11 protein-coding genes and 1 riboswitch are annotated in these 12,339 nt (G+C 59.9%); of the genes, 2 read left to right on the forward strand and 9 right to left on the reverse strand.

The annotated features are described in order from the left end of the window. Nucleotides 1-37: 37 nt before the first annotated feature. The 4 genes from BM235_RS05905 to BM235_RS05920 form a co-directional block, all read right to left on the reverse strand. Entirely contained in the window at nucleotides 38-883 is an 846-nt protein-coding gene (locus BM235_RS05905) for a polysaccharide deacetylase family protein (protein ID WP_255374080.1), read from the reverse strand. Nucleotides 884-960: 77 nt separating this feature from the next. Continuing rightward, nucleotides 961-1,623, reverse strand: coding sequence for a potassium channel family protein (locus BM235_RS05910; protein ID WP_090110493.1), 663 nt, complete (start codon nucleotides 1,621-1,623; stop codon nucleotides 961-963). 18 nt (nucleotides 1,624-1,641) lie between these two features. After that, nucleotides 1,642-2,985, reverse strand: a complete 1,344-nt coding sequence (locus tag BM235_RS05915; RefSeq protein WP_255374081.1) for a TrkH family potassium uptake protein — start codon at nucleotides 2,983-2,985, stop codon at nucleotides 1,642-1,644. Between the two features lie 25 nt (nucleotides 2,986-3,010). Further along, nucleotides 3,011-4,354, reverse strand: a complete 1,344-nt coding sequence (locus BM235_RS05920) for a TrkH family potassium uptake protein (RefSeq protein WP_090110498.1) — start codon at nucleotides 4,352-4,354, stop codon at nucleotides 3,011-3,013. 81 nt (nucleotides 4,355-4,435) lie between these two features. Next, a riboswitch (cyclic di-AMP (ydaO/yuaA leader) is annotated at nucleotides 4,436-4,580 on the reverse strand. Between the two features lie 273 nt (nucleotides 4,581-4,853). On the opposite strand from BM235_RS05920, the gene BM235_RS05925 reads away from it, so the two are divergent. Next, on the forward strand, nucleotides 4,854-6,536 hold the full coding sequence (locus tag BM235_RS05925; RefSeq protein ID WP_090110500.1) for a CPBP family intramembrane glutamic endopeptidase: 1,683 nt from the start codon (nucleotides 4,854-4,856) through the stop codon (nucleotides 6,534-6,536). Nucleotides 6,537-6,552: 16 nt separating this feature from the next. Here BM235_RS05925 and BM235_RS05930 read toward each other — a convergent pair whose 3' ends face one another. The 4 genes from BM235_RS05930 to uvrC all read right to left on the reverse strand — a co-directional run bounded on the left by BM235_RS05930 (nucleotide 6,553) and on the right by uvrC (nucleotide 11,637). Further along, the gene (locus BM235_RS05930; protein WP_090110502.1) at nucleotides 6,553-7,143 is read right to left on the reverse strand and encodes a hypothetical protein; all 591 of its coding nucleotides are present in this window, start codon (nucleotides 7,141-7,143) and stop codon (nucleotides 6,553-6,555) included. Nucleotides 7,144-7,189: 46 nt separating this feature from the next. Then, nucleotides 7,190-7,780 (reverse strand): hypothetical protein, encoded by a 591-nt coding sequence (locus BM235_RS05935; protein ID WP_090110504.1) that lies wholly within the window; start codon nucleotides 7,778-7,780, stop codon nucleotides 7,190-7,192. Nucleotides 7,781-7,961: 181 nt separating this feature from the next. Then, nucleotides 7,962-8,969, reverse strand: a complete 1,008-nt coding sequence (locus BM235_RS05940) for an ABC transporter substrate-binding protein (protein WP_143106635.1) — start codon at nucleotides 8,967-8,969, stop codon at nucleotides 7,962-7,964. A 616-nt stretch (nucleotides 8,970-9,585) separates the two neighbouring features. After that, a complete protein-coding gene (gene uvrC / locus BM235_RS05950) occupies nucleotides 9,586-11,637 on the reverse strand; it encodes an excinuclease ABC subunit UvrC (RefSeq protein WP_090110511.1) in 2,052 nt (683 codons plus the stop codon). A gap of 168 nt (nucleotides 11,638-11,805) precedes the next feature. Here uvrC and BM235_RS05955 point away from each other — a divergent pair, with 168 nt between their 5' ends. Further along, nucleotides 11,806-11,955 carry a YqzM family protein gene (locus BM235_RS05955; RefSeq protein ID WP_090110524.1) on the forward strand — a complete coding sequence of 50 codons (150 nt, stop codon included), beginning with the start codon at nucleotides 11,806-11,808 and terminating at the stop codon, nucleotides 11,953-11,955. A gap of 166 nt (nucleotides 11,956-12,121) precedes the next feature. Here BM235_RS05955 and BM235_RS05960 read toward each other — a convergent pair whose 3' ends face one another. Then, a complete protein-coding gene (locus tag BM235_RS05960) occupies nucleotides 12,122-12,325 on the reverse strand; it encodes a YezD family protein (protein WP_090110527.1) in 204 nt (67 codons plus the stop codon). Between the last annotated feature and the right edge of the window lie 14 nt (nucleotides 12,326-12,339).

Consider the following 12,339-nt stretch of genomic DNA (forward strand, 5'->3'; position numbering starts at 1 on the left):
CTCAGGCAGCTCCGGGTCTTTGCCGGCGCCGTCCGGCTCAAGCCCGGTTCGGCCTGCGCTCCGGAATATGCAGCAGCTCCGGCACCGTCACCAGCTCGTATCCTTTGGCGCGGAGCTGGTCGATCAAGTGCGGCAAGGCATTTACCGTGCCGAACAGGTTCTGTCCGGATCCCCCGCCCGCATGCATGAGAATGATCGAGCCGGGGCGCAGTCCCTTGACCGCGTTGCGCAGCACGACGCCGGATGGAATCTGGCGCCAATCCTGGGAGTCGACGTCCCAGTTGACGACCGTATACCCCCTGGCCCTCGCCCATTCCAGCTGAGCGGACCTTATGTCTCCGTATGGCGGCCTGATCATCGCGGGCTCGAAGCCCGCGGTTGCCCGAATGGTCGCCCCGGTCCGCTCGATCTCCCGCTTAACCTGCCCCAGGCTCAGCTTGGGCAGTTCGGGATGCGAGTACGTATGGTTGCCCACCGCATGGCCTTCGTCCACGATTCTGCGCATCAGGCCGGGGTGCTTGGCCGCCCGGCTGCCGACGACGAAAAAAGTGGCGCGCACCCGCTTGCGCTTCAGCGCGTTAAGCACGAGCGGCGTATACCGCGGATCGGGCACGTCGTCGAAGGTAAGCGCCACGCGCCGCCCGCCCGCGGCCGAGGCGCGAAGCACGAACACGCCCCTGTACCGGCGCTGCATGTCCGCCCAGCTCACGGGCGCCGCTGCGGGCTTGTTCCCCTTCGCGGCGGACGCGGATACCGCAGGCCGCTCTTGCTTCACGCCCGCTTTTTCCGCCTTAACCGCCGGCACGAGCGCCGTCCCGGCGAGCATCAGGCTCGCCGCGAGCGAGGCCAGCCGCCGCTTCCATCCGTTTCGTTGCTCCATCATTCTCCATTCACTCCCGTCGCTAAGCGGCTCTGCCGTTAGCGTGAGCGAATGCGGCCCATATCATACCTTTCCCGCCTTTATTGGCCGATCGCGTCTTGGAAGGCCTCGATCTGCTCGTTCGTGCCGATGACGACCATGACGTCTCCTTCGGCCAGCGTGTCCGTAGCCGTCGGCGCGACGATCATCCCCTGCGTCTTGTTCAGTGCCACGATGCTGCAGCCGTACCTGCCGCGTGGGTTCGTCTCCTCGATCGACTTGCCGGCCAGACAAGCTGGCACGCCGAGCTCAGCGATCGTATACTTATCCGACAGCTCGATGTAGTCGAGCAAGTTCGGCGATACGAGCTGATGGGCCACCCGGATGCCCATGTCCCGCTCCGGATAGATGATGCGGTCGACGTCCATCCGTTCGAGCACGCGCCCGTGCAGCTCGGACACGGCCTTGGCGACGACCTTCTTGACGCCCAGCTCCTTGAGCAGGATCGCCGCCAGGATGCTCGCCTGCACGTCGTCCCCGATCGCGACGACGCCGCAGTCGAAGTTGCGCGCGCCGATCGAGCGCAGCGTGTCCTCGTCCGTCGCGTCCGCGATGACCGTGTGGGTCAGAATGCCGCTCATTTCCTGCACCTTTTCCTCGTCGCGGTCGACGCCGAGCACCTCGTAGCCGAGCTCGATCAGTTCCTTGCCGATGCTGGCCCCGAACCGTCCGAGGCCGATGATCACGAATTGATTCATTTTCATGGTGGCACATCTCTTTCGTTATCCGATGATGATCTTGCCTTCCGCTTCCCTGTACAGCACCTTGTCCCGCTTCGGCACGAGCGCGTATCCGAGCGTCAGCGGCCCGAGCCTGCCGGCGAACATCATGAGCATGATGACGATCTTGCCGAACAGGCTCAAATCCGTCGTTAAGCCCATCGTCAATCCCACCGTGCCGAAGGCGGACACCACCTCGAACAGGATCATGAGGAAATGGTGGTCCTCCGTCGTGGACAGGATCATGGTCGCCGTAAGCACCAACGCCAAGGCAAGAAGCGTAAGCGTCAACGCTTTATATACGCGCTCTTGCGCCAGACGGTAGCGGAACATGACGACATCTTCCCGCCCTCGGATGATCGCCCATACCGCGCCCAGCAGCGCCGCGAACGTCGTCGTCTTGATGCCTCCCCCGGTCGAGCCCGGAGACGCGCCGATGAACATCAGGATGATGATGAAAAACTGCGTCGCCTGCCGCAAATCCGTCAGATTAAGCGTATTGACGCCGGCGGTGCGGGGACTGACCGACTGCATGAACGCGGATAAAATCTTAGTACCCGTATTCTGCGGGCCCATCGTGCCGGGATTCGCGTATTCGAAGGCGAACACGACGATCGCCCCGAACAAGATCAGCGAGCCCGACATCGTCAAGACCACTTTGGAATGCAAGGACAGCCTGCGCCCGCCGCGCAGATCCGTCAGATCCGAGAGCACCACGAAGCCGAGTCCGCCGATGACGATGAGCGCCATGCTCACTAGATTGACCCATGGATCGTCCGCGTAGCCGGTCAGGCTTCTGAAGCCCCCCATGAGGTCGAATCCCGCGTTGTTGAAAAAGGATACCGCGTGAAAAACGCCGTAGTATATCGCTTGGCCCGGACTCATATTTGTAAGAAAGCGAATCGTGAGCAGGAGGGCTCCCGCCGCTTCGATCGTCAGCGCGTACAGCACGACGCGGCGGACGAGCCGGACGATCCCCTCGATGCTGCTCTGATTGAGCGCTTCCTGCAAAATCAGCCGCTCCTTGAGCGAGATGCGCCTCTTCAGGAATATCGCGAACAGCGTCGCCATCGACATGAAGCCGAGACCGCCGATCTGGATCATCGCCAGGATGACGATCTGTCCGAAAACGGAGTAATGATCGCCCGTGTCGACGACGACGAGCCCGGTGACGCAAGTCGCGGAGGTGGCGGTGAAGAGCGCGTCGATATAACGCGTCCCCTCTCCGCTGCTCGAAGCGACCGGCAGATGAAGCAGGAACGAGCCGAGTCCGATGATGAAGGCGAAGCCGATCGCCAGCGTCCGCGGCGGGGAGGCGACCAGCCAGTCGAATATTTTTTTGCCCAATTCGCTCTCCTCCTTCGCCTGATCTTTAACCGATAATGATACGTCCCTCGGCATGCCGGTACAGCGTTCGTCCGGACTTGGAGCCCAGCGCGTACGTCATCGTCAGCGGACCGAGACGACCGATGAACATGAGGACGATGATGAGGATCTGGCCGAACGACGACAGGTCCCCGGTAATCCCGGCCGACAAGCCTACCGTCGCATAGGCGGACATAACCTCGAAAAGAATGAGCAGGAACGCCTGCTTTTCGGTAATCGAGAGGATCATGACGGACGTGATGACGATGGCGAGCGACAGCATCGTGACCGTGATGGCGCGGTTCACCTTGGCCCGTTCGATGCGCAGCCCGAGCAGCACGACGTCAGTGCGACCGCGGAGCATCGCCCAGACTGCGGCCGCGAGCACCGCGAACGCGGTCGTCTTGATGCCGCCGCCGGTGGAGCCCGGAGAAGCGCCGACGAACATGAGCAGCACCATCGCGAACTGCGTTGCGTCCCGCAGGGAGCCGATGTCGACGGTGCTGACGCCGGCGGATCGGGTGGACACGGACTGCAGCGCGGCCGCGAGCAGCTTGTCGCCGAAGGCGAGCGGGCCCATCGTGCTCTCGTTCGTATATTCGAAGATCAGGATGGTGACCGTGCCGAGCACGATAAGAAACGCCGATACCCAGAGCACGACTTTGGAATGGTAGGACAGCTTGCGGCGCGTACGCAGCTCGACGAGGTCGGACAGCACGACGAAACCGACGCCGCCGAGCACGATAAGCGCGATCGCGAGGATGTTCATATAAGGATCTCCGACGTACCCGGCCATGCTGCGGAAATTGCCGAACAGGTCGAAGCCGCCGTTGTTGAAGAAAGAAACGCTATGGAACACGCCATAATAAAGCGCCTGCCGAAAATGCATTTCGTGCATAAACCGGAAGGTGAAAAGCAGCGCGCCGACCGCTTCGATGCAAAGGGCGTAGATCAGGACGCGCCTTACCAAACGAACGATGCCTTCGAGGCTGCCCTGGTTCATCGCTTCCTGCAGCACGAGACGGTCCTTAAGCGAGAGGCGGCGTCCGGCGAAAAAGGCGAACAGCGTGCCCATCGTCATGAAGCCGAGTCCGCCCAGCTGCACGAGGGCGAGGATGACCCAGCGGCCGAAAACGGAAAAGTATCCGATCGTGTCGAGCCGCATCAAGCCCGTCACGCAGGTCGCGGAGCTGGAGACGAAGAACGCCTCGAGCCACGGCGTCGGCTGGCCGGACACCGTGGAGATCGGGAGCCTGAGCAGCAGCGCGCCGATCGTGATGATGACGGCGAACCCGATCGTCAGCACGCGGGGCGGGGAAGCATATAGCCAGCCGATGATGTTTCTAAGCAATGTACGATTCACCTCGCGTCGGCAAACGATTGAAAAAGCGCGCAAAAAAAGACACTGGAACTCCAGTGCCTTGGCGCACGGCGGTCCTGTCTGGCAGCCTACGAGGTTAGCTGACGGGTTCGGGCCAGAACAGGCTGCCCTATCCGGCGCGTCGCGCGCGGAATTCACCCCGGAATGCTTAAGTGGTTCCCCCGTTTTCTTTGCGGAAATTCGGCTGGGTAGTATGATGGAGAAACGATGGTCCGTCTTCCAGAAAAAACATTACACCGCATTATAGTCTGTCCTATAGGTACGCACAACAGCAGAAATGCGAAAAATCGCCTTGTATGAGGATATACGGACGTTATTCGGCCGTGTAACAGCTTTTTTACGGGGATTCTAACTCTTTCTCTTGTTTTGGCTCCAATTCCTCTCGATAATAAGCGAAAGGACCAGCTATTGCGGATAAATAGACGATGTATACGCTTTTTCAGATCAATTCGGAATCGGAGTGGATAATTTGAGATCATCGAAATGGGCGGTCGCCGCGGGAATCGGCCTTCTTATCTTCCTGTTCATGCAAGTATTGCCTGCGATCGCTCCGGCTATGAAAGGCGAATCGGCGGCAATCGGCCGCGGAGAGGCGAAGCGGATCGCTCTCGCCTACGCCTCGGAGCGCTGGGGAATGGATCTCGGAGAAGGGTCCGAGGCGACGATCACGCATGTGGGCGACGATCGAATGGTTGCCTATATGACCAAGCACAAGCTGACCGACGAATACGACCGCGGCTGGGACGCGCGTTACCCGACGGACGTCTACGCGGTCGATCTGCATGCCGCTGACGGCAGCGTCGACCGCGTCTCCGTCCACATGGAGACGGGCGAGGTCGTCGGCTGGGCGCGCGTTGGCGATGCGATGACTGATACGGACAAAGCGGCGGTCCGCGACGTAGAGGCGCAAACGGCCAAAGCCCTTGCCTGGCTCAAGACGCAGCCGGAATTCGACGCTTCGTCCTGGGAGCCCATCGGCAGCTTGACGGAGGGCGGCTCGGTCATCCTGCAGAGCCGCAAATCCGGCCTGTCGGACGCGCATCTGCAGCTGCTCGTGCAGCCCGACAAGGTGCTGACGTACCGATACGCGCTGCCCGATTCGTTCTCGGAGGAGATCGCGAAGCAGCGCAAGATTGCCGACAAGCTGTCGATGACCGGCTTCCTCTTGCCGCAGATCGTCATGTTCGTGCTCGCCGTCATATACGCCGCGGCCTGCAGGGGATGGACGTCGTTCAAGCGCGGGCTGTTCCTGTCCGCCGCCTTCTTCGTCATGTACGCGGGGTTCATGTTCAACCTGCGTCCGGGACTGCGCGCTTCTTCGTCAGGCATGAACGCAATCGCTTCGGAGAGCGACGTGACGGCGCTGCTCGTTACGAACGTCGTTATTCTTTTCATACAAGCGCTGCTCACCTACTTCGCGGCCGTCGGCGGCGACGGCCTGTGGCGCTCGATGGGCCGATCCCTGTGGCCGCGCTGGCAGGATGCCGACTACGGCATCCGGGTCAAGACCGCCATGAAGCAAGGCTACATGCTCGCCGTGATCCTGCTCGCCGCCCAGAGCGTCGTGCTGACGGGGCTCGGCCTGCTGCTCGGCAGTTATTACGGCTCCGATCCCAGCCAGTCCGCCTACAATATGTACCATCCTTGGCTGCTCCCTCTGCTCGCTTGGTGCGCGGGCATCTCGGAGGAGCTCCAGACCCGCTTCTTCGGCATCGGGCTCGTTCGCAAATGGCTCGGCGCCCTGAGCGGCTCCAAGTCGGGAGGCGAAGCCTCCGGTACCGGCGGGCGATCCGGCTCCGCATTGTCCCGCGCGCTGACTTCGATCGCGGTCCTGCCCGCGACGGCGATATGGGCTTTCGGCCATGTCGGCTATGCGGTCTACCCTTGGCAGACCCGGTTCATCGAGCTCATGATCATTGGCGCTCTGTTCGCTTGGTTTATGCTGCGTTTCGGCCTGCTGGCCGTCATTTTCGCGCATGTCGTGCTCGACTCGACCCTGATGGCCGTGCAGATGCTGTCCGACGGACTGTCGTCCGACAATATCGCCGGCTTCGTCAGCGTCCTTCTGCCGGCGGCCGTCGCGTTGCTGATCGCCTGGCTGCACGAACGGCGGCGGGGCGGGACAGGTCCGACCGCAGGCATCTCGCGCTAGCGCGGCTGGAGGATTTTTAAGGTTGCAAGCTCAGCCTCGTCTTGACGAGCTTCCGCTTCTCCAATCGCATATGCAAAACGAAATCCGCGAGCAAAAAGGGCGCGGCGGCCGCGAAAAAGAGCCCCCATTTTTTGAGCGCCGACACGAGTACGCGGATAAAGTCGCTCATCACCGCGAACCGTACTTGCCCCTGCAGGTCCGCCGCGTTGCTGATCAACGTAATGCCGTATGTCCCTTTTTGCTCGACGGTAAAGCGGTATACCGATTTCCCTTTCACGCGCTTTAAGGCATAGACATCGGACGAATCCTCAGCCAAATCCAGGGACGATCTTCCGTCGTCTACCATGGCCGTCACGAGATCGAGCATCCTCCCGCTTGGATGGCTCGGCATGAGCGAGCGCGGTCCGCTTTCGTTTTTATCGTCGATATAATCATAAAAGATTTCATATTCGCCAGGCTGCAAATGGACGACGGTCTTGGCGTTCAGCGCGACGTACTCGCGATTGTGAAAGCCCGTGAAAAAAGCGTAGGCGCTCGTCATGGCACCGGCGAAAAGGATGCAGCCGGCGAGGATCAGCGGGGCGAATTGGCGGGAAAAAGCGAGCATGCGAGTTCTCCTCAGTCATAGTGGGCGAATCTGGAATTGCGACTTGCTAACGCTGCATGCGCAGTTTGATCACCGCAAGCTTCCGCTTTTCGATCCGCGCGTAGACGGTTAAACCGGCGATCAGAAACGGAGCCGCGGCAGCGAAAGACAGTCCCACGCTCTTAAACAAAGCGATGATTCTCTGCTTCATGTCGCCCATGACCGTAAATCGCGCGTATTTCTGCAAACCTTCGGCATTGCTGATGACCGTAATACCGTAAGTACCTTCTTCTTTGACGGTAAAACGGTACATCGATTCACCTTTTTTGCTGAAGTCGGTGTACGTGCTAGTCCTGTCTTCCGTTAAATCCAGCGACGCCTTGCCGTCATCCACCATCACCGTGACCAAGTCTGATATACCGACGATTTCGTTATTTTTCGTAAAGGTGAGCGGGCCCATTTCTCTTGTTTTCTCGGTATACTCATAAAAAATTTCGTATTTGCCCGGTTGTAAAGGAATGGTTGTCTTGGCGTTAAGCGCAAGATAATCGCGATCGTTCAAACTGGAGAAAAAGGAAACGATGCAAACGACGAAGCCTGCGGAGAGAATACAGCCGGCGAGGATCAATAACGCGAATTGGCGGAGAAAATCGGACATGTCGGTACTCCTCTAGGATCGTTTCTTGGCGGCGATAAGGACGCATACAATTGGTATTATAGCCAATAGATGGTTGAATTGCAGCATTTAAATCAGGTTGGCGTTACAGCAAAAAGGCAGATACAAAGAGAAGCTTTCTTCCCTTTGCGTCTGCCTTTCTCCTTTCGGGCCTGGCACGATATTAACCTGCTGAATCGTTCATACGCTGCAGCTCATCCAGCAGCATCGTCCGCGTGACCGGATCGTCGAAGTTCCATTGGCTGTCCATCGCGTGCACTTGCCCGGTTTTGACGGCAGGCAGCGACTTCCACAGGCTGCTCGTGAACAGCGCCTCCGCTTGCGCCTTGGTCTCCTCTTCCTCGTCCTTCAAGATGTACAGCTCGTCGCCGATGTAATCCGACATAACCTCGACCGAGATCTCGGCGAAGCGCTCGCCGCCGTCGATCAGCGATTGGACTTTAGCCGGCGGCACGTACCCGAGCGCGTCGTACAACGATACGGACAGGCCTTGATGACCCATGACGTACATGACTTTGCCCATCAGGAGCAGCACGGTTGCCGATTGGCCTTGCTTGCCCTTTTGCGCCAGCAGGTCTTTCGTTTGCTTCACTTTCTCGTCGTAAGCCGCGATATAGCTATCCGCAGCCGCTTCCTTGCCCAGCACGCCAGCGACTTCGCGCATCCGGTCAAAGCCTCCGTTCTCCGCGATCGCGACGGTAGGCGCGATCTTCTCCAGCGGAGCCAAACCCTGTTCGTCCCAATCGTTAAAAATAATCAGGTCCGGATCCTGCGCCGTCACCTTCTCCAAGTCGGCGGGATAACCGACATCCGCGATTCCCTGGAGCTGATCGCCATAAGCGACCTGGCTGCCGACGACGCTCAAACTGGCGCCAACAGGACGTACGCCTAGCGCCAGCAGGTCGCCGGGATCGCTGCAAACGTAGACGATTCGCTTCGGATCGGTCGGCACTTCGACTTCGCGGCCCTTGGCGTCCGTGATTTTTTTGGCAGCGGCGTCAGACGACGAAGAAGCTTCCGGAGAGGCTGGCTGCGAAGCCGTCCCTTGGGATGCCGAAACCCCGGCCGACTCGCTCGGCGACGCGTCTTTGTTGGCGTTGCTGCCGCATGCGCTTGCGAACACGGTCAATAGCAGGACGGCAAGCACCATCCAATTTCGATTTGCGCGCAATTCAGTAACCTCCGTATCGACTATGATAATGATAATCGTTATCAATATAAAACGATTAAGGATCGCCGTCAACCACTTTTTGGTCCTTATGTCGACGAGAAGACTTGCATGATCGCTCGCGGGAGGCGGATCGCCTTCACTACAGAAGGCGATGGACCATTTCGTATGCCCGGATGGCTGATCGCCTTCACTACAGCAGGCGATGGCCCCGCACGCATGCCCGGGAGGCCGATCGCCTTCACTACAGAAGGCGATGGACCATTTCGCATGCCCGGATGGCTGATCGCCTTCACTACAGCAGGCGATGGCCCCGCACGCATGCCCGGGAGGCCGATCGCCTTCACTACAGAAGGCGATGGACCATTTCGCATGCCCGGATGGCTGATCGCCTTCACTACAGCAGGCGATGGCCCCGCACGCATGCCCGAGTGGCGGATCGCCTCCACTACAGCAGGCGATGGCCCCGCACGCATGCCCGAGTGGCGGATCGCCTTCACTACAGCAGGCGATGGCCCCTCATGTAAGCCTATTTCACAGCCCCGATCGCTCTTCCGCTAACGCCAAGAGCCCCTTTTCTCGATGGAAAAGGGGCTGTGATGAATGATTCGATATAGGCCTATTCGATCGACGGCACGGGAGCCTCGGCAGCTTCCCCGCCTTCCTCTTCGTTCAACGCGGCCAAAATCCGCGCGGCCAGCGCTTCGCCGATGGAGACCGCTTTGAAGTCGGCCACCGACGCTTCGCGGATCGCCTTGAGCGAACCGAAGTGCTTGAGCAACTGCTTGCGGCGCTTCTCGCCGATGCCCGGGATAGCGTCGAGCTTGGAAGCGATCATCGACTTGCCGCGCTTCTCGCGATGGAAGGTGATCGCAAATCGGTGCACCTCGTCCTGAATGCGCTGCAGCAGGTAGAACTCCTGGCTGTCGCGCGGCAGCGGCACGACCTCTGCGGGATCGCCGACGAGCAGCTGCGCCGTCCGGTGCTTGGCGTCCTTGGCGAGGCCGCATACCGGCACGAACAGGCCCAGCTCGTTCTGCAGCACGTCGATCGCAGCGCCGATCTGACCACGGCCGCCGTCGATGACGATCAGGTCCGGCAGCTGCAGTCCTTCCTTCAGCACGCGCTCGTAACGGCGGCGCACGACCTCGCGCATCGTCTCGTAGTCGTCCGGCCCGGTGACGGTGCGGACGTTGTACTTGCGGTATTCCTTGCGGTCGGGCTTGCCGTCGGTGAAGACGACCATCGCGGAGACGGGCGAAGCGCCCTGCATATTGGAGTTGTCGAACGCCTCGATCCGATGCGCCGACGGGATATTGAGCCACTCCGCAAGTCCCTCGGATGCCTTGATGCTCCGTTCTTGATCGCGTTCGATCATGCGGAACTTCTCCTCGAGCGCGACTTTGGCATTGTCGGCGGCCATCGCGACGAGGTGACGCTTGGAGCCGCGCTTCGGCACCGACACTTTGATCTTCAGCCAGGTGCGCAGCGATTCGCCAAGCTCGCCGCCTGACTCGTCGGCGGCATCGGCGACGCCTTCCCCGGCTCCGACCGCCGAGCCTTCGTCTTCGGCGGTCTCCGTCTCGTCGGCCGACGCCGCGACCCGCTCGATCAGCGCATCGTTCAGCTTGCCGCCCGCGGCCATGACGCCAGCGCCTTCAGCCGCCGGCGCGCTCTCTGCTTCCGCAGCTTCGCCTGGGGTCACGGGCAGAAGCACTTCGCGCGGCAACGCCGGATTTTCCGAATAATATTGGGCAACATAGGTCATGAAGTCCTCGTAGGCTTCCCCATAATAAGGGAACACGGACACGTGCCGCTGGATCATCTTGCCCTGGCGCATGTACAGAATCTGCACGCACATCCAGCCTTTGTCCACGGCATAGCCGAAGACGTCGCGGTCCTTGGCGTCGGTCATCGTGATCTTCTGCTTTTCCATGAGCGATTCGATCGCCTGGATCTGGTCGCGGTACTCGCGCGCGCGTTCGAACTCGAGCTCGCCGGCGGCCGCTTCCATTTTGCGCTGCAGCTCCCGCTTGATGTCGCCGTGCCCGCCGTTCAGAAACCGCGACACCTCCGAGATCATGCGCTCGTACTCGGTGGGCTCGACCGGGTATTCGCACGGCGCGACGCATTGCCCGAGATGGTAGTAGAGACAAACTTTGTCCGGTAGCGTATTGCACTTGCGCAGCGGGTACAGCCGGTCGAGGAGCTTTTTGGTCTCCTGCGCGGCGAAGGCGTTCGGGTAAGGTCCGAAGTATTTTCCCTTGTCCTTGAGCACACGGCGCACGACCTCGAGCTTCGGATGCTTCTCGCTCGTGATCTTAATATAAGGAAAGGACTTGTCGTCCTTGAGCAGAACGTTGTACCGGGGCATATGCTCCTTGATCAGATTGCACTCGAGGATGAGCGCCTCCATGTTGCTGCCGGTGACGATGTACTCGAAATCGCGGATCTCGCTCACGAGCCGCTGCGTCTTCCCGTTGTGACTGCCGATGAAGTAGGAGCGCACGCGGTTTTTAAGCACCTTGGCTTTGCCGACGTAGATGATGACGCCCTCCGCGTTTTTCATCAGGTAGCAGCCCGGCTGGTCCGGCAGCAGCGCGAGCTTGTTGCGTATATGTTCGGCCGCTTGCTCGCGGCTCGGCAGCGGCGGATTGGCTTGGACGTCCATGTTGATGTTGCGCCTCCCGAAAAGAAATGAGTTCGGAGGATGACGACCGCCGATGCGATCATGTGATCCCGTATTTTCTATTGTACCACAGAAGAAAAGAGTTGCTTTACAAGCGTTTGCGAAGTTGGGTATACTAACATTAATGACTTGTTTCAGGAGGATTTCCCCATGGACAATTATGTACAAGATCCGCGCCAGCACGTGAACGAAGAGCCCCGCGACGACCTGCAGGATCTCGTATTCGGCTTCGGCGGCATGTTCGGCTTCATGTTCCTCGTGTTCCTGATCGCCGTGATCATCAAGCAAGTAATTTCTTAATCTACGCGACCATGACGAAGCATCCCGCTCCGGGAATACGGAGGACGGGATGCTTTTTGATTGCCATCGAAAGCCATACATTCGAATCCGCGCTTTTGCCCTGACACAAAGCGAGCCCGTCCTCTTCGAGGACCGGGCCCGTTGCCTTAAACCGCTGCTTTTTCGCCTACTTCGCTGCAGCGCCGCTCTGCGGCACTTCGCGGACGCCGCGGCGCTCCGCCACCTCGTCGAAGCGGCGGCGCTCGGTACGCTCGATCTGAACGATGCGGCCATCGTGCACGATGATCTGCACGTTGCCGTATTGCAGCCCCTCTACGGCTTCCGTAATGCGCTGAATCCAGCTATCGTTCAACTCCAACGGTTTTGCCATTTGGACTCCTCCTC

Origin of the sequence: Cohnella sp. OV330 (genome assembly GCF_900112065.1) — a bacterium.
Classification (GTDB): domain Bacteria; phylum Bacillota; class Bacilli; order Paenibacillales; family Paenibacillaceae; genus Cohnella.

Coding starts and splice junctions, on each gene's coding strand:
- BM235_RS05905 (WP_255374080.1), bottom strand. CDS start 883: ATGATGGAGCAACGAAACGGATGGAAGCGGCGGCTGGCCTCGCTCGCG.
- BM235_RS05960 (WP_090110527.1), bottom strand. CDS start 12,325: ATGGCAAAACCGTTGGAGTTGAACGATAGCTGGATTCAGCGCATTACG.
- BM235_RS05910 (WP_090110493.1), bottom strand. CDS start 1,623: ATGAAAATGAATCAATTCGTGATCATCGGCCTCGGACGGTTCGGGGCC.
- BM235_RS05955 (WP_090110524.1), top strand. CDS start 11,806: ATGGACAATTATGTACAAGATCCGCGCCAGCACGTGAACGAAGAGCCC.
- BM235_RS05930 (WP_090110502.1), bottom strand. CDS start 7,143: ATGCTCGCTTTTTCCCGCCAATTCGCCCCGCTGATCCTCGCCGGCTGC.
- BM235_RS05935 (WP_090110504.1), bottom strand. CDS start 7,780: ATGTCCGATTTTCTCCGCCAATTCGCGTTATTGATCCTCGCCGGCTGT.
- uvrC (WP_090110511.1), bottom strand. CDS start 11,637: ATGGACGTCCAAGCCAATCCGCCGCTGCCGAGCCGCGAGCAAGCGGCC.